This window comes from Amycolatopsis sp. NPDC051758, assembly GCF_044453095.1.
Taxonomy (GTDB): Bacteria; Actinomycetota; Actinomycetes; order Mycobacteriales; family Pseudonocardiaceae; genus Amycolatopsis.
In genome coordinates this window covers 55,833-78,247 of the sequence record NZ_JBITCJ010000016.1, presented here as the reverse complement: position 1 = coordinate 78,247, position 22,415 = coordinate 55,833, and the positions used below count along the sequence as shown (strand labels likewise).

Genomic DNA, 22,415 nt, shown 5'->3' with positions numbered 1-22,415 from the left:
GCGGGCACGCCCGATGGCTAGCATCGGGCCGACGTCGGCCGCTCGATGGCCGGTCTCTCCGAAGGACGCTAGGGGGCACCACCCATGACCTACCCGCCGCAGCAACCGGGCGGCTACGGCCAGCAGCCCGGCGGCTACGGGCAGCAGCCCGGGCCCTACGGCCAGCCCCAGCAGGGCGGCTACCCCCAGAGCGGGCCGCAGCCGCAGCCGGGCTACGGCGGCACCCAGCAGTTCGGCCAGCCCGACCCGTACGGCCAGCCTCAGCAGTTCGGCCAGCAGGACCCCTACGGCCAGCCCCAGCAGGGCGGTTACCCGCCCCAGACGGGCCCTCAGCCCCAGCAGGGCTATCCCCAGTACGGGCAGCAGGACCAGTGGGGCCAGCAGCAGCCGGGTGGTTACGACCAGCAGCAGCAGGGCTTCGGCGGCTACGACCCGTACGGGGGCGGCGGCTTCGGTGACGCGCCCCCGCCCAAGAAGAAGAAAACCGGGCTCATCATCGGCATCGCGGCCGCCGCGGTGATCCTCGTCGGCGGCGGGGTCACCTGGGCCGTGGTCGCGAACAGCGGGGACGACAACAACGCCGCCGCGCCGCCCGCGAGCAGCAGCTCCCAGGCCCCGACGTCCGCGCCCAAGACGTCCACCCCGAAGAGCAAGTCCACCTCGCCGACCAGCCCCTCGACGAAGAGCAGCAAGCCCGCCGGCGGCCCCGCCCCCGGCGGCAAGCCCAGCTCCCAGGAGCTGTTCGACTCGACGATCTCCGCCTACAACGCGACGGACGAGAAGGCGCTCGGCGACGTCATCTGCCGGAGCGTCTACGAAGGCACCACCGGCGAAATCCCCAAGGTCACGGTCAAGCTGACCGGCACGCCGCAGGAGACCGGGGAGAAGGCCACCGTGCGCTACTCGGCCACCGACGGCAGCAAGACCAAGGTCGGCACGATGTCGGCCCAGAAGGAATCCGGCCTCTGGTGCCTGTCCAACGTCAAGGCGGACGGCTCGTGAGCGCCTTCCGTCGGTGAACCGCACGCTCGCCATCGGGCTGGTGCTGCTCGGCGCGGCCGGCGCGGGCGTGGTGCTGGGACTGCTGCTCGTGGCGCCGTCCGGCTCCCCGCCCGTGCCGTCGAGCCCGCCCCCGCCGGTGACCCGCCCCGCGACGTCCACCGCCCCGAGCGCGGTCGACACGGCGGCGGTGAACGTGCTGGCCAGGGCGATCGTCGACGCGATCACCGCGCACGACTCGGCGGCGTTCGGCAAGCTGACCTGCCGCCCGCAAACCGCCGAGGCGCTGGCGGGGCTGCAGCGAACCTGGGACGCCGCCGGCCCGGTCAAGGCGACCCTGCCCCGGCCCCCGGAGGTCCGCGGCGAGTCCGCGACGGTGGTGGTGCACGTCGAGGCGGCGGGCGGCACGAAGGACACACCGTTCCCGCTGCACAAGGAGAACGGCCGGTGGTGCGTGCCGGGTTAGCCCGGCGGCTCGAACCCGGCCGGCCACCGGGTGGCGCCATCGGCCCGCACCCCGGCGAGCCGGGCGTCGGTCAGGTCGGCGCCGGTGAGGTCGGCCCCGCGCAGGTCCGCGTCCCGCAGGTCCGCGCCCGTCAGGGTCGCGCCGGCCAGCTTTGCGTTCCGCAGCACCGCACCCTCGAGGTTCGCACCGGCGAAACAGACCCGCGGGATCGCCAGTCCGGTCAGGTCGACGCCCCGCAGGTCGACCCGCTCGAGCTCGGAGCCGGCACCCGCTTCGATCACGCTGCCCCGGCTCAGCACCGCGAACGCGGCGGCGACGTCGTTCGCCAGCCCGCCCTCGCGGCGGGGCGTCCCGGGTTCCCATGGCACGCGAAGACAGATGAACGACGTCAGCAGCGCGTGGATGTGCCCGCGGTAACGGGGATCGAGGTCGGCCAGCCGCTCCAGGCCGTAGACCGCGCCGTGCCGCGTCGCCTCGTGTTCGACGGCGAGCTGCTCGATCGCCCTGGTGAACAGGTCGATCGACCGGCTCTCCCGGTTCAGCTGGAGCTGCCGGAACGTCAGGTACGCGCCCAGTCCGGCACCCGAGAGGGCCAGCAGGCCGCCCAGGGCCTGCAGCAGTGTCGACCGGACGTCGTTGACCGCCTTCAGCCGTTCCGCCGCGGTCAGCCCGGACACCCCGCCGACGAGCCAGGACGGCGCGAACACCACGCACAGGGCGACCAGCCCGGCGAGCCCGGCCGCGGTGACCGCCAGCCCGAGCCGCCGGCGCGCGGTCACCGGGTCAGCCCTTGCCCTTGCTCGGCCGCCGGGACACCCGGGGTGACACGGTCCCGTCCGCGAGCCGCCGGGCGGTGAGCAGGAACGCCGTGTGGGCCACCATCCGGTGGTCCGGGCGGACCGCCAGGCCGACCACGTGCCACGGGCGCATCAGCGTTTCCCACGATTCGGGCTCGGTCCAGCACTGCTGCGCGCGCAGGGACTCCGTGACACGCGAAAGCTGCGTGACCGTCGCGACGTAGACCGTCAGGACGCCGCCCGGCACCAGGTGGGCGGCGACGTTCGGCAGCTGGTCCCACGGGGCCAGCATGTCCAGCACGACCCGGTCGACCTCACCCTCGTGCGTCGCCAGGTCCGCGACGGTCAGCGACCAGTTCGCCGGCTTCTCGCCGAAGAACTTCACCACGTTGGCCTCGGCGTGCACCGCGTGGTCCTCGCGGATCTCGTACGAGCTCACCTGGCCGGTCGAGCCGACCGCGCGCAGCAGCGAGCACGTCAGCGCGCCGGAGCCGGCACCCGCTTCGAGCACCCGCGCGCCCGGGAAGATGTCGCCCCACATCACGATCTGCGCGGCGTCCTTCGGGTAGATCACCTGCGCGCCACGGGGCATCGAGAGCACGTAGTCCGGCAGGAGCGGGCGCAGCGCCAGGTAGGTGGACCCGCCCGCGGACGTCACCACCGAGCCCTCGGGGCGGCCGATCAGGTCGTCGTGGGCGAGACCGCCGCGGTGCGTGTGGTACTCACCGCCGTCGGCCAGCGTCAGGGTGTAGTGCCGCCCCTTCGAGTCGGTCAACTGCACCCGATCACCCGCACGAAACGGTCCGCTGACCGACAACACTTCCTCCAGTACCCCGAATGGCCGACGACAGATCTTCGCAGGCCGCCGGGGCCGGGAACGCAGCGGGTCTCAGGCTCGGCGGGCGCGGCGGTTCAGGGCGGCGCGCAGGTCGTCGCGGCGCAGCACACCCGCCGGGCGGCCTTCGTCGTCGACGACGAGGAACTGCCACGCCGGGGTCTCGCGGACCCGCTCGACGATGTCCTCCCCCGGCTCCGACGCCAGCAGCACGGTCTCGGCCCGGATCGGCTCGGCGGCCAGCTCGGCCGGCGCGTGCGGCGACGAACCCGCGAGCCGCTCCGCCGCGCCTTCGTCCAGCAGCCCGGCGGCGACCCCGTCGGCGCGGACGAGCACCACACCCCGGCCGGCCGACGCGGCCAGCGCGTCCGACACCGGGCTTTCGGCGGGCAGCTGCAGCACCGGCCGGACCAGCTCGCCCAGCACCAGGCCCTCCGGCCAGCCGCGGCGCCGTTCGGCGGCCAGCTCGGAGCGCGCGCCGAGGATCACGAACCACGCCGTGACCACGCAGACGCCCAGCCGCAGCCACCGGTCCGGGCTGCCGGTCGCCAGGCCCCACAACGCCCACACGAGCAGCCCGGCGGCCACGACGGCGCCGCCGGCGACCGCGGCGCGCGTGCCCTTCGCCCGGGTGCCGGTGACCGCCCAGACGCCGGCGCGGACCAGCCGGCCGCCGTCCAGCGGCAGGCCGGGAAGCAGGTTGAAGACGCCGACCGCGAGGTTCGCCACCGAGCACTCGGCCACCAGCAGCCAGACCGCGCCGTCCGGCGGCACGGCGAACATCAGCAGGCCGCAGAACCCGCCGAGCAGCAGTGACACCGCCGGCCCGGCCGCCGCGACCAGGCCTTCGTCACCGGGACGCTTCGGCGTGCGGGCCACTTCGGACAGGCCGCCGAGGAGGAACAGCCGCAGCCGCCGCACCGGGATCCCGAGCCGCAGCGCGACCAGGCAGTGGCCGAGCTCGTGCAGGAGCACCGACAGGCCCAGCAGCAGCGCGAAGGCGCCGGCCAGCAGCCACGACGTCGCCGCCGAGGCGTCCGGGAGCAGCCGCCCGACGAGCGGCGCGTAGAGCACGACGACGATCAGCGAGCCGATCCACCAGGAGGGCGCGAGCAGCACCGGCACCCCGGCGACCCGGAACAGCACGAGGCCTCCGTCCGGGCGGACGGCCTGCCGGGCGCCGCCGGTGCCCTGCTCACTGGTCGCGGCCATGCCCGAGAGCCTAGAGCCCCCGGTGTGGGAAGCGGGTGATCCGGGCCCGCCCGCGACCGGGTCGTGTCACCGGTCACCCGCCGCGCGTGCCCACGGGGACGACACTCGCACCTGGACGGACGACACGCGTACCGGGATGGACGACACGGCTGCGTGTGGTCGTGTCGTCCGCCTGGTACGAGTGTCGTCCGGCTGGATACGCGTGTCGTCCGGACTGGGGCGGGGATCGGGCGTTGCGGTCGCCGGAACTGTCGGACCCCGGCGTTACGCTCTGCCCATGCCCGACGCCGACACCGTCACCACGGATCCCCTCGCCGCCTCCGCCGTCGCCACCCAGGTGCGCCGGCGGCCCGCGTTGTCGCCGTCCCGGGCCAGCGACTTCAAGCAGTGCCCGCTGCTCTACCGGTTCCGCGCGGTCGACCGGCTGCCGGAGGTGCCGACCAAGGCCCAGCTGCGCGGCACGCTCGTCCACTCGGTGCTGGAGCGGCTGTTCGCGCTGCCGGCCGGCGAACGCGTGCCACCGCGGGCGCGGGAGCTGCTGGGTCCGGCGTGGACGGAGCTGTCCGCCGACCGTCCGGAGTGGACGGAGCTGTTCGACGGCGAAAAGCCGGACGACCACGCGGACTGGCTGCGCTCGGCCGAAAAGCTGCTGGACGCCTACTTCGAGCTCGAGGACCCGCGGCGGCTCGAACCGGAGGCGTGCGAGCTGCACGTCGAGATCGAGCTCGGCTCGGGGGTGCTGCTGCGCGGCTACATCGACCGGGTGGACGTCGCGCCGACCGGCGAGATCCGGGTCGTCGACTACAAGACCGGGGCCGCACCGCGTGAAATCGGCGAAGCCAAGGCGATGTTCCAGATGAAGTTCTACGCCGTGGTGCTGTGGCGGCTGCGCGGGATCGTGCCGCGCCAGCTGAAGCTGATGTACCTGACCGACGGCCAGTCGCTGGCCTACACCCCGGACGAAGCCGAGCTGGTCCGGTTCGAGCGCACCCTGGAAGCCATCTGGCAGGCCATCCTCAAGGCGGGCAAGACCGGCGACTTCCGGCCCAACAAGAGCAAGCTGTGCAACTGGTGCGACCACCAGGCGCACTGCCCCGAGTACGGCGGCACGCCGCCGGCGTACCCCGGCTGGCCGGAACCCGACGCGGGCGACGAGACGCCGCTGGACCGGGCCGACTGATGGCCGACGCGTTCTACGTCCCGCTCGGCGAAGGCCGGTTCTCCGCGACCGCACACACCGCCGGGCCGTGGTCCTCGGAGTCCCAGCACTTCGGCCCGCCCTCGGCGTTGCTGGTACGCGCTCTCGAAACCGTCGAAACCGGCCACCCGGCGGAGCTCGCGCGCGTGACCGTCGAGATCCTCGGCCCGGCGCCGGTCGCCGAGCTCACCGTGCGGGCGCGGGTCGAGCGGCCCGGCCGGTCGGTGGAGCTGCTCCAGGCGGAACTGGCCGGTGCGGACCGCGTGATCGCGCGGGCATCGGCGTGGCGCCTCGCGACGGCCGACACCGCCGAGATCGGCACCGACGGCGGCCCGCTGCTGCCCGCGCCGGACAGCGTCACCGAGTCGCCGTGGCCCGAGGGCTGGCAGAGCGGCTACCTCGACGCGATGGAGTGGCGTGCGGTGCGCGGCGGCATGGACGTGCCCGGCCCGGCGGCGGTCTGGGCCCGCCAGCGCGTCCCGCTGGTCGACGGCGAGGAGCCGAGCGGGCTGCAGCGGCTGTTCGCGGTGGCCGACTCCGGCAACGGCGTGTCGAACTACCTCGACCCGCGCCGGTGGTGGTTCATCAACTCCGAGCTGACCGTGCACCTGCGCCGGCCGCCGGCCGGCGAGTGGATCGGCCTCGACGCCGTGACGCTGGTCGGGAAGCACGGCATCGGCACGGCGACCAGCATCCTGCACGACGGCGACGGCCCGGTCGCCACCGGCGCGCAGGCGCTGCTGGTCCGCCCGCGACAGGCCGGGGGCGGATAGCCACCCACAACGGGCCCGCATCCAATAACCTTCGCGGAACGACCGACATGAGGAGCGCTCCGGCATGCAGATCACCTCGGTGGTCAACCAGAAGGGTGGGGTCGGCAAGACCTCGCTGAGCGTCGGCACCGCGGCCGCACTGGCCGAACGGGGCCGGCGGGTGCTGCTGGTCGACCTCGACCCGCAGGGCCACGCGACGACCGAGATGCTCGGCCTGGAGGAGATCCGCGGGGACTCGCCGACGCTGGCGAAAGCTCTGGCCAAGACGTGGAAGGGGCCGATCGAGGAGCTCGTCGTCCCCCATCCGCGCAGCAACCTCGGGCGGGGTGGCGCGCTCGACGTCATCCCGACGTCACCGGGGATGTTCGACCTGATCCGGCGGCTCGACTCGTTCCGCGTGCCCGGCTGGCAGCTGGCCCGGGTCATCCAGTTCGCCAACTACGACCACTGCATCATCGACTGCCCGCCGGCGCTGGACGTGCTGACCAACAACGCGCTGGCGGCGTCGCACGGGATCCTGGTGCCGGTCCAGCCGGACAAGACGAGCATCCGCGCGCTGCGGCTGCTCGCCGACCAGGTGCGGTACGTCGAGCAGACCGTCGGCCGGCAGCCGCTGTCGTGGTTCGGCCTGGTGCCGAGCCTCTACCGGCGGCCGATCTCGCACTACGCGGCCGCGGCGCTGCAGGAGATGTACGAGTTCGGCATCCCGATGCTGTCGCACCTGCCGCTGGGCGTGGTGATGAACGAGGCGGCCGCGCACGGCGTCCCGGTGACGACCTACGCCCCGGAAACCCTGCAGGCGCTGTCGTTCCGCGAGATCGCGGGCACGCTCGACACCTACCTGGAGCAGAACTCGGCGCCCGCGGTGATCCCGGCCGACGAGGAGTTCGTCTTCGAGGACTTCATCTCCGAGGTGTCGGTGGCCCGTAACACCAACGACAACGGCGTCCGCAAGGGCCTCTACGACCTGCTGCCGAAGAAGCCGCACCGCCCCCGCTGACCCCGGTTCGCGGGCGGGAAGCGCATTCCCGCCCGCGAACGGAGTGGTTCAGAGCCGGCAGGAGCGGATGTCCGACGCCAGGATCGCCTTCGCGCCCACCTCGGCGAGCTCGTCCATGACCCGGTTGACGTCCTTGCGCGACACCATCGCCCGCACGGCCACCCAGTCGTCGTCGGCCAGCGGCGCCACCGTCGGCGACTCCAGGCCCGGCGTGATGGCGATCGCGCGCTCGACGAGCGTGCGCGGGCAGTCGTAGTCGAGCATCAGGTACTGCTGGGCGAACACCACACCACGCAGCCGCGCCGCGAGCTGGCTCTTCGCCTTGCTCTGCTCGGTGCCCTTGCGCTGCAGCAGCACCGCTTCCGACACGCAGATCGGGTCGCCGAAGGCCACCAGGTTGTTCTGCCGCAGCGATCGGCCGGACTCGACGACGTCGGCGATCGCGTCGGCGACGCCGAGCTGGATCGAGATCTCGACGGCGCCGTCGAGGCGGATCACCTCGGCCTCGACGCCGTGGCGCGCGAGGTCGTCCCGCACCAGCCGCGGGTACGACGTCGCGAGCCGCTTGCCCTGCAGGTCTGCCGGCTTCCAGTCCTGGCCCGCCGGGGCGGCGTAGCGGAACGTCGAGCCGCCGAAGCCGAGCGCCTGGATCTCCTCGACCGGCGCGCCGGAGTCGAGCGCGAGGTCGCGGCCGGTGATGCCGAGGTCGAGGTCACCGGACCCGACGTAGATCGCGACGTCCTTGGGGCGCAGGAAGAAGAACTCGACCTCGTTGACGTGGTCGAGCACGGTCAGGTCGCGCTGCTCATGCCGCTTCCGGTAGCCCGCCTCGCCGAGCATCTCCGTCGCCGCGACGGCGAGGGCTCCCTTGTTCGGCACGGCAACACGCAGCATTTCGCTTCTCTCCTCGTTCCTCGCGGGGTCCAGTCACCTCGCGAAACCCGTCACAGGTAGCGGTAGACGTCCTCGGTCGACAGACCACGGCCGAGCATCAGCACCTGCACCCGGTACAGCAGCTGGGAGATCTCCTCGGCGAGGCGGTCGTCGGACTCGTGCTCGGCGGCGATCCACACCTCGCCGGCTTCCTCGAGCACTTTCTTGCCCTGGGCGTGCACCCCGGCGTCGAGGGCGACGACGGTGCCGGACCCGTCGGGACGGGAACGCGCGCGCTCGGCAAGCTCCGCGAACAGCTCATCGAAGGTCTTCACGATCTGCAGATCCTTCCATCCCGGCCGGGCCGTTGGCGCCCCGGCCCGGCCCGGGTGCCGCCGATGTCACACCTTCGTGGACTTCGGCTCCCGAGGGGTGGGACGCCCCGCCGGTCAGAAGCGGGTTTCGTGCTCCTGTTCGAAGTCGAGGAGGTACCGCTTGCGCTCGAGGCCGCCGCCGTAGCCGGTCAGGGAGCCACTGGCGCCGACCACCCGGTGGCACGGGACGATGATGCTGATCGGGTTCTTGCCGTTGGCGAGGCCGACCGCGCGCGACGCGGTGGGCTGCCCCAGCCGGTCGGCCAGCTCGCCGTAGGAAGTCGTGGCGCCGTACGGGATGTCCTGCAGTGCGGTCCAGACGCGCTGCTGGAACGGCGTGCCGACGAGGGTCAGCGGCACCTCGAACTCGTTCCGCTGACCGGCGAAGTACTCCTTCAGCTCGGTCTCGGCGCGGACGAAGATGTCGGCTCCCGGGTCGGGCTCGCCGAAGGTGAGCTGGTCCGGGCGGTGCCGCTGCCGGACCATGTAGAGCCCGCAGAGGGCGCTGCCCTGGGCGACCAGGGTGAGCGGCCCGCACGGGCTGTCCACGACGGTGTGGGAACGCATGGATTCTCCTGTCGAAGGTTCAGGCGGCGGGCATGCGGTTGATCGCGTGGTCACCGGTGGCCCACAGGTGCTGGGTGGCGTAGGCGCGCCACGGGCGCCACGCCGCGGAGCGGGTGACAACAGCGGCCTGGCCGCCGAGGCCGAGCGTCTCCGCGGCGTACTTGATGCCGAGGTCGGTGGGCAGGAACGCGTCCGGGTCGCCGAGCGCGCGCATCGCGATGCTTTCGACGGTCCACGGCCCGAAGCCGGGCAACGCGTCCAGTGCGGCTCTGGTGCCCGCCCAGTCGCTGCCGGCGCCGAGGTCGAGCCCGCCGGTCAGGGCTTCGACGAGAGCCAGCAGTGTCCGACGGCGGCTGCGCGGCATGGCGAGGGCCTCCGGGTCCAGCGAAGCCAGGGCCTCGGGTGACGGGAACAGGTGCGTCAGACCGCCTTCGGGGTCGTCGACCGGTTCGCCGTGCGCGACGACGAGCCGGGCCGCGTGGGTCCGCGCCGCCGCCGTGGAGACCTGCTGGCCCAGCACCGCCCGCACGGCGAACTCGGCGCCGTCCACCGTGCGCGGGACCCGGCGGCCCGGCGCGGCCGCCACCAGCGGCGCGAGCAGCGGGTCGGCGGCGAGCTGGTCGTCGACGGCGACCGGGTCGGCGTCGAGGTCCAGCAGGCGGCGGCACCGGCTGGTGGCCGAAGGCAGGTCCCGCAGGTCGGTGAGGGTGAGGCGGCAGGCGATGTGCCCGTCTTCGGGGCGCAGGGCGACCACGCCGTGGCCGTGCGGCAGCCGCAGCGTCCGGCGGTAGGCGCCGTCCCGCCACTCCTCCACGCCCGGCACGCCGGTGGCCACGAGGTGCCCGAACAGGTTGTCCGGGCACAGCGGCTTCCGGTACGGCAGCCGCAGGACGATCGCCCCGGCCGCGGCCGACGGTTTGCCCTTCGCGCGGGCGCGCAGCTCGGTCGGCGAGAGCGCGAACACCTCGCGGACGGTGTCGTTGAACGTCCGGATGCTGCCGAACCCGGCCGCGAGGGCCAGCTCGGTCATCGGCAGGGTGGTCGTCTCGATGAGGGTCCGCGCGGTCTGCGCACGCTGGGCTCGCGCGAGCGCCAGCGGGCCCGCGCCGAGTTCGGCCAGGACCTCACGCTCGACCTGCCGGACGCTGTAGCCGAGCCGGGCGGCGAGACCGCGGACGCCTTCGGTGTCGACCACGCCGTCCGCGATCAGCCGCATCGCCCGCGCCACCAGGTCGGCGCGCTCGTTCCACAACGGTGAGCCCGGGCTGGCGTCGGGGCGGCAGCGTTTGCACGCCCGGAAGCCGGCCTGCTGGGCGGCCGCGGCGCTCGGGTAGAAGGTCATGTTCCGCGGTTTGGGCGGCACCACCGGGCAGCTGGGCCGGCAGTAGATCCGGGTCGTCACGACCGCGGTGTAGAACCACCCGTCGAACCGGGCGTCCTTGCCCTGCACGGCCCGCACGCACCGCTCGAAGTCCTCATGCACGCAGCCCAGCATTGCCGACCCGGCGGACCGGGGCTAGCGGAAAAACGACAGGGTGGTGGTCAGCCCAGGAGGGCCGCCAGCGCCGGCACGTCGACCCCCACGAGCGTGTCCCGGAAGATGCGCCGCTCCCCCGGCTCGACCTCGACGTCGTTGGGGATCACCAGGACCGCGCAGCCCGCGGCGACCGCCGACGCGGTGCCCGGCGGCGAGTCCTCGACCGCGACGCACCGCGCCGGGTCCACGCCGAGCAGCTCGGCGGCCTTGAGGTACGGGCGCGGGTGCGGCTTGTTGAACCCCTCGACCTCGTCGCCGCACACGGTGACGTCGAAGAACTCGCGGCCGATCGTGTTCAGCGCCAGCTCCGTGAGGTCCCGTTCGGTGGAGGTGACGAGCGCGGAGCGCAGGCCGGCCTCGCGCACCGCGGTCAGCGCCTCTCGGGCGCCGGGGCGCCACGGCAGCTCGTCGTCGAACAGCCCCGCGGTGCGGCGGCGGATCTGCTCGCCGGTCTCGGCCACCGACTCGGGGGTGACCTCGCGGCCGGTGACCTCGAGCAGGTACGCCGAGGTGTCGTCCATGTTGGACCCGACGAGGGTCATCCGCTGCGCTTCGGTGAGCTTGCCGCCGAGGGCTTCCGCCGTCTCGTAGAGCGCGACGTCCCACAGCTTCTCGGAATCGACGAGTGTGCCGTCCATGTCCCACAACACGGCGTCGAGACCGTCCACAGTGGATCCCCTCCAGGGTCTAGGTGGTGAAGTACTTCGCTTCCGGGTGGTGGCAGACGATCGCGTCGGTCGACTGCTCGGGGTGCAGCTGGTACTCCTCGGACAGCTTGACGCCGATGCGGCCCGGCTCGAGGAGCGCGACGATCTTCGCCCGGTCCTCGAGATCGGGACAGGCGCCGTAGCCCAGTGAGAACCTCGCTCCACGGTAGCCGAGCTTGAAGAACTCCTCGACGTCGTGCGGGTCCTCTGAGGCGACCGCCACACCGCCGGGGAAGGTCAGCTCCTGCCGGATGCGGCAGTGCCAGTACTCGGCCAGCGCCTCGGTGAGCTGGACGCCGAGGCCGTGCACCTCGAGGTAGTCGCGGTAGGCGTCGGCGGCGAACAGCTCGTTGGCGTGGTCGGCGATCGGCTGGCCCATGGTCACGACCGTGAACGGGACGACGTCCACCTCACCGGTCTCGCGCGGGCGGTAGAAGTCGGCCAGGCAGAGCCGCCGGTCGCGGCGCTGCCGCGGGAAGGTGAACCGCAGCCGCTCCGGCGCGTCGGGCGAAGGCTCGGTCAGCACGACGAGGTCGTCCCCCTCGGCGACGCACGGGAAGTAGCCGTAGACGACGGCCGCGTGGGCCAGCACGCCGTCGGCGGTCAGCCGGTCGAGCCAGTACCGCAGCCGTGGCCGTGCCTCGGACTCGACCAGCTCGTCGTACGTGGGCCCGCTGCCGCCGCGGGCACCCTTGAGCCCCCACTGCCCCATGAAGGTCGCCCGCTCGTCGAGCATCGCGGCGTACTCGGCCAGCGGGACGCCTTTGACCACGCGGCTGCCCCAGAACGGCGGGGCCGGCAGCGGGACGTCCGTGGCGACGTCCGAACGAGCGGGCAGCGGGTCGTCGGAGACTTCGGCCTGGCGGGCCTTGCGGGCCTCGGCGATCCGCAGCGAGCGCGCACGGCGTTCCTTGCGCTCCCGGCGTTTCTCCTCCGCCTCGGTGTCCACAATGGTCGATTCGCCCCGCTTGGCCGCCATGATCGCGTCCATCAGCCGTAGGCCTTCGAAGGCGTCCCGCGCGTAGCGGACGTCACCGAGGTACAGCTCCGAAAGATCGTTCTCGACGTAGGACCGGGTCAGCGCGGCGCCGCCGAGCAGCACCGGCCACCGCGCGGCGACACCCCGGGAGTTCATCTCCTGGAGGTTCTCCTTCATGATCACGGTGGACTTCACCAGCAGGCCGGACATCCCGATCGCGTCGGCGCCGTTCTCTTCGGCCGCGTCGAGGATGGTCGTGATCGGCTGCTTGATGCCGAGGTTGACCACCTCGTAGCCGTTGTTGGACAGGATGATGTCGACCAGGTTCTTGCCGATGTCGTGCACGTCGCCGCGGACGGTGGCCAGCACGATCCGGCCCTTGCCGGAGTCGTCGCCGGTCTCCATGTGCGGCTCGAGGTGCGCCACCGCCGCCTTCATCACCTCGGCGGACTGCAGCACGAACGGCAGCTGCATCTGCCCGGACCCGAACAGCTCGCCGACCGTCTTCATGCCGGCCAGCAGCGTGTCGTTGATGATCTCGAGGGCGGGCCGCTGCGCCAGGCCGGCGTCGAGGTCGGCCGTGAGACCGTTGCGCTCACCGTCGACGATCCGGCGTTCCAGCCGCTCGAACAGCGGCAACGCGGCCAGCTCCTCGGCCCGCGACGCCTTCGACGACGCCGCGCTCACCCCCTCGAACAGGGCCATCAGCTCCTGCAGCGGGTCGTAACCCTCGCGACGGCGGTCATAGACGAGGTCGAGCGCGACCGCACGCCGGTCGTCCGGGATCCGGGCCATCGGCAGGATCTTCGACGCGTGCACGATCGCGGTGTCCAGTCCCGCCTGGACGCATTCGTGCAAGAACACCGAGTTCAGCACCTGCCGCGCGGCCGGGTTGAGCCCGAACGAAATGTTGGACAGGCCGAGCGTGGTCTGGACGTCGGGGTGGCGGCGCTTGATCTCGCGGATCGCTTCGATCGTCTCGATGCCGTCGCGGCGCGACTCCTCCTGGCCGGTGGCGATGGTGAAGGTGAGCGCGTCGATGACGACGTCCGACGTTCGCAGCCCCCAGTTTCCGGTGATGTCGCGGATCAGCCGCGACGCGATGTCGGCCTTCTTCGCGGCAGTTCTGGCTTGGCCTTCCTCGTCGATGGTCAGCGCGACGACGGCCGCGCCGTACTCGCTGACCAGCGCCATGACCTGCGCGAAGCGGGACTCCGGTCCGTCGCCGTCCTCGTAGTTGACGGAGTTGACCGCGCACCGGCCGCCGAGCCGCTGCAGCCCGGCCCGCAGCACCGGCACCTCGGTGGAGTCCAGCATGATCGGCAGGGTGGACGCCGTGGCCAGGCGCCCGGCCAGTTCGGCCATGTCCGCGGTGCCGTCGCGGCCGACGTAGTCGACACACAGGTCGAGCAGGTGAGCGCCGTCGCGGGTCTGCTCGCGGGCGATCTCGACGCAGTCGTCCCAGCGCCCGTCGAGCATCGCGGTGCGGAACGCCTTGGAGCCGTTCGCGTTGGTCCGCTCGCCGATCATCAGCACGCTGGCGTCCTGCTTGAACGGCACCGCCTGGTACAGCGACGACACGCCCGGCTCCGGACGCGGCCGCCGCGGGACCGGCGCCATCTCCGCGACGGCGGCGGCGAGCTGCCGGATGTGCTCGTCGGTGGTTCCACAGCAGCCACCGACCAGGCCGACGCCGAACTCGCGGACGAACCCGGTCAGCGCCTCGACCAGTGCTTCCGGGCCGAGCGGGTACACCGCGCCGGCCGGGCCCAGCTCCGGCAGGCCGGCGTTCGGCATCACCGACAGCGGCACCCGGGCGTGCTTGGCCAGCTGCCGCAGGTGCTCGCTCATCTCGGCCGGGCCGGTCGCGCAGTTGAGCCCGATGGCGGTGATGCCGAGCGGTTCCAGCGCGGCCAGCGCCGCGCCGACCTCGGTGCCGAGCAGCATCGTGCCGGTCGTTTCGACGGTGATCGAAGCGAGGATGGGCACGTGCCGGCCCTCGGCGGCCATGGCGCGCTTCGCGCCGATGATCGACGCCTTGGTCTGCAGGATGTCCTGGGTGGTCTCGACGATCACCGCGTCCGCGCCGCCGGCCAGCAGGCCGCGGACCTCCTCGCGATAGGCGTCGCGCAGCGTGGTGAACGGCGCGTGCCCGAGCGTCGGCAGCTTCGTGCCCGGGCCGATCGAGCCGAGGACGAACCGCGGGCGCCCGGGCGTCGAGAACTCGTCGGCGGTCTCGCGGGCCAGCCGGGCCCCGGCCTCGGCCAGCTCGAAGATGCGCCCGGTGATGTCGTACTCGGCGAAGTTGGCGAAATTGGCCCCGAAAGTGTTGGTTTCGACGGCGTCCGCGCCGGCTTCCAGGTAACCGCGGTGGACCGACCGGACCACGTCCGGCCGGGTGACGTTGAGGATCTCGTTGCAGCCTTCCAGGCCGCCGAAGTCGTCCAGGCTCAGGTCGTGGGCCTGCAGTGCGGTGCCCATCGCGCCGTCGGCCACCAGCACGCGCGAGCGCAGGGCTTCCAGGAACGGCGGCGACACCCGGTCGGACATGCTGAACAGGGTAAGGCCGGTGGTCGTAGGCTGGGTTGGTGAGTGAGCCCGTCGACGAGACCCCGCGGCCGCCTGGCGACCGCACCGAATCCACCCGGCCATTGATGGTCGTCGCCTTCGAAGGCTGGAACGACGCAGGTGACGCGGCCAGCCGGGCCGTGGAGCACCTGCAGCTCAACTGGGACGCCACTCCACTGGCCGAGCTGGAGCCCGACGACTACTACGACTTCCAGGTCAGCAGGCCCACGGTCCGGATGGTCGACGGCGTGACCCGCCGCGTCGACTGGCCGACGACGACGTTGTCGGTGTGCCGCCCCGACGGGTTCGACCGCGACGTGGTGCTCGTGCAGGGGCCCGAGCCGAACATGCGCTGGCGCGCCTTCTGCGCCGAACTGCTGGAGCACATCCAGCAGCTGGACGTCGCCACCGTCGTCACGCTCGGTGCGCTGCTCGCCGACACCGCGCACACCCGGCCCGTTCCGGTCACCGGGACGGCGTACGACAAGGACACCGCGTCGCTCTACGGGCTCGACCTGAACAACTACCAGGGCCCGACCGGCATCGTCGGGATCCTGCAGGACTACTGCGTGCAGGCGGGCATCCCGGCCGTGTCGATCTGGGCGGCGGTGCCGCACTACGTGTCGCACCCGCCGTCCCCGAAGGCGACGCTGGCGCTGCTGCACAAGCTGGAGGACATCCTCGACGTCGAGATCCCGCTGGGCGCCCTGCCGGAGCAGTCCGAGGAGTGGCAGCGCACGGTCAGCGAGATGGCCGACGAGGACGAAGAGATCAGCGAGTACGTCCGCAGCCTCGAAGAACGCGGTGACGCGCAGACCGAGGTCGCGGAGCAGGACGTGAGCGGTGACAAGATCGCCGCCGAGTTCGAGCGTTACCTGCGCCGCCGCGGCCGTGGTGGCAGCGGCGGCCAGGAAGGCTTCGGCCTCCGCTGACTCAGTTCACTTGAGCCAGCTGGTGGCGAACGCCCGGGCGGGGTTCGCCACCAGCATGGCCGTGACGACGTCGCCGCCGAGCAGCTTGGCCAGCCGTGGTGCCAGGGTCGTGAGCAGGTAGGGCGCGCCCGGCTCGTACCGGGCCGCGGCGGTTGTCGTGTCACCACCCAGCAGGATCTGCCCACCGTGCCCCGCTTCGACGAGCGCTTCCAGGCCGTCGAAGACCCGCGCGTCGCTGGAGTGGTTGGCCCGGGACGGGCCGTCGAACCCGAGGAACACGCCGGTCTCGGCGACCTCCCGCTGGATCCGGGCGTCCGGGTTGCGGTTCAGGTGCCCGAGGATCACCCGGTCCGGTGGCACGTCCAGCTTCCCGCACAGCAGTTCGGCGACCTCCAGCGCGGCGGTGCCGAGTTCCAGGTGCACGGCGATCGGCGCGCCGGTCTCCTCGTGGGCGACCGCGGCGGCGGTCATCGTCAGCCGGGCGTGCGAGTCGATCGTGTGGAACGCGCCGGCCACCTTGATCAGGCCGGCACGCGGGCCGGTCCGCGGCTCGTCCGGCAGGTCGGCGGGCTGCGTGCCCTCGGTCAGGTCGGCGACGAACACCCGCACCAGGTCGTCGACGACCCGGCCGAGGATCACCGGCGGGTAGTGCTCGGCCCGGTGCAGACCGGTGGCCGCGACCACGTGCACGCCGAGCTCCTCCGACATCCAGGCGAGCTCCCGGGTCCGGCGGGTGAGGCCGTACGGCGTCCACTGCACCAGCGCCGATCCGCCCGCGACCCGGAACGCGAGCAGCAGTTCCGTGGCCGCGGTCGGGTCGTCGAGCTCCTGGCCGGGCAGCAGCTTCGAGGCGAAGAACAGGTGGTCGTGCGCGTCGGTCACGCCCAGCCGGGCCGGGTCGATGTCGCCCAGCACCGTCCGGACCTGCGGGTCCCCAGTCATCCCGCCACTGTAACGCCTAGCCCGTTACACTGCCAGGGTGCCCGACGACCTCGCCTTCCGCTTCGACTGCGGCGCGCCCTGGCTGAACCTGCTCGCGACCCGTGGCCGCCACTTCGGTTCGAACCCGGTCGAACGGATGCCGACGCGGGAGCGGCTGGCCGACTGGCTCGCCCAAGTCGGGCTGACGCCACTCGCCCGCGTCACGGACGCCGACCTCGACGCGGCTCACCGGCTGCGCGAGGCACTGCGAGAACTGGCGCTCGGCGCGGTCGACGACGTCCCGCCCAGAGCGGATCAGGTGGCCGCGCTGAGCGCGTTCTTCAAGAGCGAGCCGCTCCACCTGGCCGCGCTCGACCGGCTGCACCGCAGCGCCCCGCCCACGACCGCCGACGCGTTGGGCCGGCTCGCCGCGCAGGCGGCCGACTGGCTCACCGGTCCGCTGCGCGAGGACCTGCGGATCTGCCCGGAGCAGGATTGCCGTGGTGTGTTCTTCGACCCGGGCGGGCGGCGGCGCTGGTGCCCGGCGCCGGCGTGCGCCAGCCGCGGCCGGGTCCGCGCCCTCAGGGAGCGGCGGCGCGCCGGGTCATGACGGCCAGATGATCCGCCGCAGCGGCACCGCGCCCCGCGCGCGCTTCCGCCACTCACGCGGATAACCCAGCGAGACCTCTTCGAAGCGGACGCCGTCGGCCTCGGTGGTGCGCGGGATGTGCAAGTGGCCGTAAACGGCGATCTCCGCGCGGTAGCGGACGTGCCAGTCCTCGGTTTTTGTGGTGCCGCACCACATCGCGAACTCCGGCCAGTACAGCGGCGCGGTCGGGTGGCGGTGCAGCGGCCAGTGCGACATCAGGATCGTGCCGTGGTCCTCGGGAATCGCGTCGAGGCGTTCGGTGCTGAGCTTCAGCCGGTCCTCGCACCACGCCTGACGGCTCGGGTACGGGTCCGGGTGCAGGAAGTACTCGTCGGTGCAGACCACACCGGCCTCCCGGGCCTGGCGCAGCGCCTCCTCCAGCGACTTCCCCTCGGCCGCCGGGGTCCGCCAGCTGTAGTCGTACAGCAGGAACAGCGGCGCGATCGTCAGCGGCCGCGAGCCGTGCCGCCAGACCGGGAACTCGTCCTCCGGCGTCAGCACGTCGATCTCGCGGCACTGCTCGACCAGGTACTCGTAACGGGCCTGGCCGCGCAGCTGGCATTCGTCGTTGTTCGTGGTCCACAGCTCGTGGTTGCCGGGCACCCAGACGACCTTCGCGAACCGGCCGCGCAACGTCTTCAGCGTCGAGATGGTGGCTTCGGCCTTCTCGGCGACGTCCCCCGCGACGAGCAGCCAGTCCTCGGGCGTCTCCGGGACGACGGAGTCGAGGATGGGCCCGTTGCCTTCGTGGGTCACGTGGAGGTCGCTGGTGGCGAAGAGGTGCGGCACCCCTCCACCGTAACCACCGCACCGGCAGGCATTCGCCTGAACCGGGTCTTCCCCGCCAAAACCAGCACGCCGCCGAGGACGTAGACGCCGGCCTGGACGTTCAGCAGCAAGGCCGGCCCGGTCGTCGCGACCAGCGTGCCGGCGAGCAGCGCGCCGACGGTGGTGAAGGTGGCGATGAGGGCGAACGTCGTGCTCAGCACCCGGCCGGCGCGCTCGGGCGCGACCGCGCTCTGGATCTCCGACAGCACCCCGGCGCCGACAGCCACTCCCGGCGCGCCCACCAGCACGAACAGCCCGACGTACACCCCCAGCGCCGTCGTCACGAACGCCAGGTTCCAGATCACCGCGGACAGCAGGCCCAGCACGACCGAGCCCCAGCCGAGCAGCGCGACCGGCGCGACCCGCCGCGCCACGGTGGCCAGCGCGAACCCGGCGGCCAGCCCGCCGAGCGCCTGCACCCCCCGCAACAGTCCCGCGTCGGCTTCGCTGCCGCCGAGGACGTCCAGGACGTAGACGACGAACAGCACCAGGAACATGCCCTGCGCCAGCGAGGTGAACACCAGCGCGAGGCCGGTCCGCCACAACCGGCGGTTGTGCGTCAACTCGCGGAGGCCGTCGAGCCAGGCCCGCACGACCGGTTCGGGCGCCGCGGCCGGTGCGGGTGCGGCCACCCGGCGGAACGGCTTGGCCAGCAGCGCCGCCGCCACGGCGAGGACGACCAGGTAGCCGGTGATGACGTCCGCGAGCCCGCCGAAGCCGAGCAGCGCGCCGCCCGCCCAGCCGCCGGCCAGCCGGGCGACACTGCCGTTGACGCTCATCAGCCCGTTCGCCCCGGTCACGTCCGCGACCCCGACCAGCTCCGGGACGAGCGCGTTGCGCGCCGGCTCGAACACCGACGCGAGCGCGGCCTGCGCGGCCATCACCAGGTACACCACGGTGACGTCCGGCTCGGCCAGCAGCGGGAGCGCGACGACGGCGAGCCCGCAGCAGACGCCGAACAGCACCGCGCGCCGGTTCCACCGGTCGGCGACCACCCCGGCGACCGGGCTGAGCAGCACCGCGGGCAGCAGGCCGAGCACGATGCTCAGCGCCGTCGTCGCCGCGGAGCCGGTGCGCTGGAAGACGTAGACCGGCAGCGCCACCTGCAGCATCCACTCGGCCGTCTCGCCGAAGAACGCGGCCACCCACAGCCGCGCGAACGCCGGCACCCCCAGCAGCTGCTTCATTCCTCCGCCTTCCCCGAGTGCTCGATGCGCGGGAACGCCCGCAGGCCGACGTGCACCGGGCGCGCGCCGGCCGGCGCGTCCGTCCGGATCGGGCTCACGTACGGCCGGACCAGTGCGTCGATCGCTTCGGTCAGCCGGGTCAGCTCGTCGGGGGTGACGCGCAGCGTGTACGTGCTCAGCCCGGTCGCGGCGCGCCAGGCCGGGTCGAGGGTGTCGAGCGAATCGAGGTAGCGCTGGGTGAGCTCCTGCTCGTGGCCGAGCGTCGCGCCGACCACGCCGAGCTGGGCCGCGCGGTGGGCCGGTTCGTCGGCCAGCTCCCCCATTTCGAGCCCGACCTGCCGGGCCCGCCACGGCCGTTCCCGCCCGTCTTCGGCGTCGGCCCGCTCGACGAGGCCGTACTGCGCGAGCTGGCGCAGGTGCCAGCTGCAGTTGGACGCGGTCGAGCCGACGGCTTCGGCGCACTCGCTCGCGGTGCGCGGCCCGACCGCGGTCAGGTGGTTGAGCAGCGCCGACCGCAGCGGGTGCGCCAGGGCGCGCAGCAGCTCGACGTCTTCGATCCGCTTGCGCGGCGGCAGCTCGGCCATCGGGCGTCCTATCTGAAAGAGTCATTTCGAAAGTACTCTTTCATACTTGGTCCCGCCTGCGGGTTTGTCAACCGGCTCCGCTATCGTTCGCGGGGCAGCGACTGCGCAAAGCAGTGACTGCGTCGTCACCCGACCTTGGATGGATGTTGCCCGACCAGCGCGAACTCGCCACCGCCGCCGCCCTCGCCCTCCCCCGCTTCGTGGGCTCGACCGCGCTCTTCCACGCGGCGGTCGCCGAGCGGATGGCCGTCACCCCGACCGAACTGCACTGCCTGCACCTGCTCCACGGCGGCGTCAGCGACTCCCCGACCGAGCTCGCCCGGCTGCTCGGGGTGACCACGGGTGCGTTCACGCGGCTGCTCGACCGGATGGAGCGGCACCGGCTCGCCGAGCGCGCCCCGGATCCCGCGGACCGGCGCCGGCTCGTCGTCCGGCCGCTGCCCGACCGGATGGCAGAACTCGCCGAGCTGTACGCGCCGATGGCCCGCTTCGTCGGCGAGCGGCTCGCGCGCCTGGACCGGCGTCAGCTGACGGCCCTGCTCGAGTTCCTCACCGACGGCACCGCGGCGGCCGAGCAGTCGACCATCCAGCTGCCGGATGATGTGACCCACGTCATATCCAATTGACTAACTCTACAGTCGTTGCGTTAGTCTCGTGGCACTATGAGGAACTGAACCGCGCCCATCCCGCTTCCGAGGCGGCACCCGGTCGAGCCGACGCTCCCGCGTGCCACGACGCCCGGCGGGATCTCCGCTTCTTCTCATCCGGGCCCGGTGATCGCACATGTCTACCCTTTTTCCCTTGCAGGCCAAGGACGTCGTCTTCGGCTACGGCACCCGCGTCGTCCTCGACGGCGTCTCGCTGACCGCGTCCGCCGGGCAGCGGCTCGGCCTGGTCGGCGAGAACGGCACCGGCAAGTCCACCCTGTTGCGGCTGCTCGCCGGGCTCGAAGAACCCCGTTCCGGCGAGGTCCTGCGCGGCCCGGACGTCGGGTTCCTGCTGCAGGAGCTGCCGTTCGGCATGGACGCCACCTTCGCCGACGTGCTCGACGGCGCGCTCGCCGAGATCCGGGCGGCCACGGTCCGGCTCGACGAGCTGACCGCGGCCATGACCGACCGGCCCGAGGACGCGGGTGTGCTCGACGAGTACGGCCGGGTGCTGGAGTGGGCCCAGGCCCACGACCTGTGGGACGCCGACCGGCGCGCCAAGCTCGTCTGCGACGGGCTCGGCCTCGGCGGCGTCGAGCCGGACCGGCGCCTGGGCACGATGTCGGGCGGGCAGCGGTCCCGGCTCGGCCTCGCCGCACTCCTGGTGCGGCAGCCGGAAACCCTGCTGCTGGACGAGCCGACCAACCACCTCGACGACGCCGGGATGGTGTTCCTGGAACGCCACCTCGCCGAGCTGACCGGGATCGTGGTGCTGTCCTCGCACGACCGGGTGTTCCTCGACGCCGTCTGCACCGACATCGTCGACCTCGACCCGGCCGCCGCCGACCGGCAGGCCGGCGGGGCGGTGCGCTACGGCGGCAGCTACTCCGACTACCTCGGGCACAAGAAGGCGGAGCGGGCCCGCTGGGAGCAGCGGTTCGCCGAGGAGCAGGAGGAGCTCAAGGAGCTGCGGGAGACCGTCGCGGTCACGGCACGCAACGTCGCCTACGGCCGCGGCCCGCGGGACAACGACAAGTTCATCCACCACTTCAAGGGCGCCCGCGTCCAGAAGACGATCTCGCGGCGGGTGCGCGACGCCGAGCAGCGGCTCGAGCACCTCGAGCGCGACCAGGTGCGCAAACCCCCGGCGCCGCTGCGGTTCCGGGCGGAGCTCACCGGCCGCGCGGCGGGTGACGGACCGGCGATCTCGGTGCGGGACCTCGACGTGCCGGGCCGGCTGCGGCTGCCCCGCCTCGACGTCGACGGCTCGGCCCGGTTGCTCGTCACGGGCGGGAACGGGGCCGGGAAGTCGACCCTGCTGGGGGTGCTCGCCGGCCGGCTGGCGCCCGCGGCCGGGACGGTCCACTTCGGACACGGGGTGCGGGTCGGCCTGCTGGAGCAGGACGTCGTGTTCCCGGCGCCGGAGCGGACCGCGGCCAGGGTCTACCGGGACGCGCTCGGCGAGGACGCTCCCCCGCTGAGCCGGCTCGGCCTGCTGGCTTCGCGTGACCTCCGGCAGCCGGTGGGCGCGCTGTCGGTCGGCCAGCGCCGCCGGCTCGCGCTGGCGGTGCTGCTCGCCGAACCGCCGGACGTGCTGCTGCTCGACGAGCCGACGAACCACATTTCGCTGACCCTGGCGGAAGAACTGTTCACCGCGCTGGACTCCGCGCCGGGCGCCGTCGTCATCGCGTCCCACGATCGGTGGCTGCGCCGGGACTGGACAGGCGACCACCTGGAGCTGGCCGCAGGCCGGCCCGTGGCCGTATAGGTCGTTATACACGA

22 protein-coding genes are annotated in these 22,415 nt (G+C 72.7%); 9 read left to right on the top strand and 13 right to left on the bottom strand.

The window, feature by feature from the left end; translation table 11 throughout:
- The first annotated feature begins 84 nt into the window (after positions 1-84).
- Positions 85-1,002, top strand: a complete 918-nt coding sequence (locus ACIA5G_RS47485; protein ID WP_395935974.1) for a hypothetical protein — start codon at positions 85-87, stop codon at positions 1,000-1,002.
- Positions 1,003-1,015: 13 nt separating this feature from the next.
- Complete coding sequence (locus ACIA5G_RS47480) at positions 1,016-1,465, top strand: hypothetical protein (RefSeq protein ID WP_395935973.1); 450 nt, start codon at positions 1,016-1,018, stop codon at positions 1,463-1,465.
- On the opposite strand, the gene ACIA5G_RS47475 is transcribed toward ACIA5G_RS47480, so the two are convergent.
- The 3 genes from ACIA5G_RS47475 to ACIA5G_RS47465 form a co-directional block, all read right to left on the bottom strand.
- Complete coding sequence (locus ACIA5G_RS47475; protein ID WP_395935972.1) at positions 1,462-2,244, bottom strand: pentapeptide repeat-containing protein; 783 nt, start codon at positions 2,242-2,244, stop codon at positions 1,462-1,464. The genes ACIA5G_RS47480 and ACIA5G_RS47475 overlap by 4 nt on opposite strands.
- A 4-nt stretch (positions 2,245-2,248) precedes the next feature.
- Positions 2,249-3,079, bottom strand: a complete 831-nt coding sequence (locus tag ACIA5G_RS47470; RefSeq protein WP_395935971.1) for a tRNA (adenine-N1)-methyltransferase — start codon at positions 3,077-3,079, stop codon at positions 2,249-2,251.
- 72 nt (positions 3,080-3,151) lie between these two features.
- On the bottom strand, positions 3,152-4,309 hold the full coding sequence (locus tag ACIA5G_RS47465; protein WP_395935970.1) for a site-2 protease family protein: 1,158 nt from the start codon (positions 4,307-4,309) through the stop codon (positions 3,152-3,154).
- Between the two features lie 277 nt (positions 4,310-4,586).
- On the opposite strand from ACIA5G_RS47465, the gene ACIA5G_RS47460 reads away from it, so the two are divergent.
- The 3 genes from ACIA5G_RS47460 to ACIA5G_RS47450 all read left to right on the top strand — a co-directional run bounded on the left by ACIA5G_RS47460 (position 4,587) and on the right by ACIA5G_RS47450 (position 7,280).
- On the top strand, positions 4,587-5,489 hold the full coding sequence (locus tag ACIA5G_RS47460) for a RecB family exonuclease (RefSeq protein WP_395935969.1): 903 nt from the start codon (positions 4,587-4,589) through the stop codon (positions 5,487-5,489).
- Positions 5,489-6,280 carry a thioesterase family protein gene (locus ACIA5G_RS47455; protein ID WP_395935968.1) on the top strand — a complete coding sequence of 264 codons (792 nt, stop codon included), beginning with the start codon at positions 5,489-5,491 and terminating at the stop codon, positions 6,278-6,280. Before ACIA5G_RS47460 ends, ACIA5G_RS47455 begins: the two co-directional genes overlap by 1 nt.
- A gap of 64 nt (positions 6,281-6,344) precedes the next feature.
- Positions 6,345-7,280: a ParA family protein gene (locus ACIA5G_RS47450; RefSeq protein ID WP_395935967.1), complete on the top strand. Its 936-nt coding sequence runs from the start codon at positions 6,345-6,347 to the stop codon at positions 7,278-7,280.
- Between the two features lie 48 nt (positions 7,281-7,328).
- Here ACIA5G_RS47450 and hisG read toward each other — a convergent pair whose 3' ends face one another.
- The 6 genes from hisG to metH form a co-directional block, all read right to left on the bottom strand.
- Positions 7,329-8,174, bottom strand: coding sequence for an ATP phosphoribosyltransferase (hisG, locus tag ACIA5G_RS47445; protein ID WP_395935966.1), 846 nt, complete (start codon positions 8,172-8,174; stop codon positions 7,329-7,331).
- Between the two features lie 50 nt (positions 8,175-8,224).
- The gene (locus ACIA5G_RS47440) at positions 8,225-8,488 is read right to left on the bottom strand and encodes a phosphoribosyl-ATP diphosphatase (protein ID WP_247023247.1); all 264 of its coding nucleotides are present in this window, start codon (positions 8,486-8,488) and stop codon (positions 8,225-8,227) included.
- 114 nt (positions 8,489-8,602) lie between these two features.
- Positions 8,603-9,094 carry a methylated-DNA--[protein]-cysteine S-methyltransferase gene (locus tag ACIA5G_RS47435; RefSeq protein ID WP_395935965.1) on the bottom strand — a complete coding sequence of 164 codons (492 nt, stop codon included), beginning with the start codon at positions 9,092-9,094 and terminating at the stop codon, positions 8,603-8,605.
- A 19-nt stretch (positions 9,095-9,113) separates the two neighbouring features.
- Complete coding sequence (locus ACIA5G_RS47430) at positions 9,114-10,577, bottom strand: AlkA N-terminal domain-containing protein (RefSeq protein ID WP_395935964.1); 1,464 nt, start codon at positions 10,575-10,577, stop codon at positions 9,114-9,116.
- Between the two features lie 59 nt (positions 10,578-10,636).
- Entirely contained in the window at positions 10,637-11,269 is a 633-nt protein-coding gene (locus ACIA5G_RS47425) for an HAD family hydrolase (RefSeq protein WP_395936161.1), read from the bottom strand.
- Positions 11,270-11,318: 49 nt separating this feature from the next.
- Positions 11,319-14,867, bottom strand: a complete 3,549-nt coding sequence (gene metH / locus ACIA5G_RS47420; protein WP_395935963.1) for a methionine synthase — start codon at positions 14,865-14,867, stop codon at positions 11,319-11,321.
- Positions 14,868-14,905: 38 nt separating this feature from the next.
- Between metH and ACIA5G_RS47415 the strand changes: the two genes are divergently transcribed.
- Complete coding sequence (locus ACIA5G_RS47415) at positions 14,906-15,817, top strand: PAC2 family protein (protein ID WP_395935962.1); 912 nt, start codon at positions 14,906-14,908, stop codon at positions 15,815-15,817.
- 6 nt (positions 15,818-15,823) lie between these two features.
- Here the strand turns inward: ACIA5G_RS47415 and ACIA5G_RS47410 are convergent, their stop codons facing one another.
- The gene (locus ACIA5G_RS47410; protein ID WP_395935961.1) at positions 15,824-16,759 is read right to left on the bottom strand and encodes a phosphotriesterase; all 936 of its coding nucleotides are present in this window, start codon (positions 16,757-16,759) and stop codon (positions 15,824-15,826) included.
- Positions 16,760-16,796: 37 nt separating this feature from the next.
- On the opposite strand from ACIA5G_RS47410, the gene ACIA5G_RS47405 reads away from it, so the two are divergent.
- Positions 16,797-17,348: a CGNR zinc finger domain-containing protein gene (locus ACIA5G_RS47405; RefSeq protein WP_395935960.1), complete on the top strand. Its 552-nt coding sequence runs from the start codon at positions 16,797-16,799 to the stop codon at positions 17,346-17,348.
- On the opposite strand, the gene ACIA5G_RS47400 is transcribed toward ACIA5G_RS47405, so the two are convergent.
- From ACIA5G_RS47400 to ACIA5G_RS47390, 3 genes are read right to left on the bottom strand one after another with little or no spacing between them, the layout of a single operon-like run.
- Positions 17,343-18,176 (bottom strand): metallophosphoesterase family protein, encoded by an 834-nt coding sequence (locus tag ACIA5G_RS47400; protein WP_395935959.1) that lies wholly within the window; start codon positions 18,174-18,176, stop codon positions 17,343-17,345. The two genes, ACIA5G_RS47405 and ACIA5G_RS47400, sit on opposite strands and share 6 nt — an antisense overlap.
- The gene (locus tag ACIA5G_RS47395; RefSeq protein ID WP_395935958.1) at positions 18,140-19,402 is read right to left on the bottom strand and encodes an MFS transporter; all 1,263 of its coding nucleotides are present in this window, start codon (positions 19,400-19,402) and stop codon (positions 18,140-18,142) included. Before ACIA5G_RS47395 ends, ACIA5G_RS47400 begins: the two co-directional genes overlap by 37 nt.
- Positions 19,399-19,986, bottom strand: a complete 588-nt coding sequence (locus tag ACIA5G_RS47390) for an ArsR/SmtB family transcription factor (RefSeq protein ID WP_395935957.1) — start codon at positions 19,984-19,986, stop codon at positions 19,399-19,401. Before ACIA5G_RS47390 ends, ACIA5G_RS47395 begins: the two co-directional genes overlap by 4 nt.
- Positions 19,987-20,132: 146 nt before the next feature.
- On the opposite strand from ACIA5G_RS47390, the gene ACIA5G_RS47385 reads away from it, so the two are divergent.
- Entirely contained in the window at positions 20,133-20,612 is a 480-nt protein-coding gene (locus ACIA5G_RS47385) for a MarR family winged helix-turn-helix transcriptional regulator (RefSeq protein WP_395936159.1), read from the top strand.
- A gap of 157 nt (positions 20,613-20,769) precedes the next feature.
- Positions 20,770-22,401: an ABC-F family ATP-binding cassette domain-containing protein gene (locus tag ACIA5G_RS47380; RefSeq protein ID WP_395935956.1), complete on the top strand. Its 1,632-nt coding sequence runs from the start codon at positions 20,770-20,772 to the stop codon at positions 22,399-22,401.
- Positions 22,402-22,415: the final 14 nt, after the last annotated feature.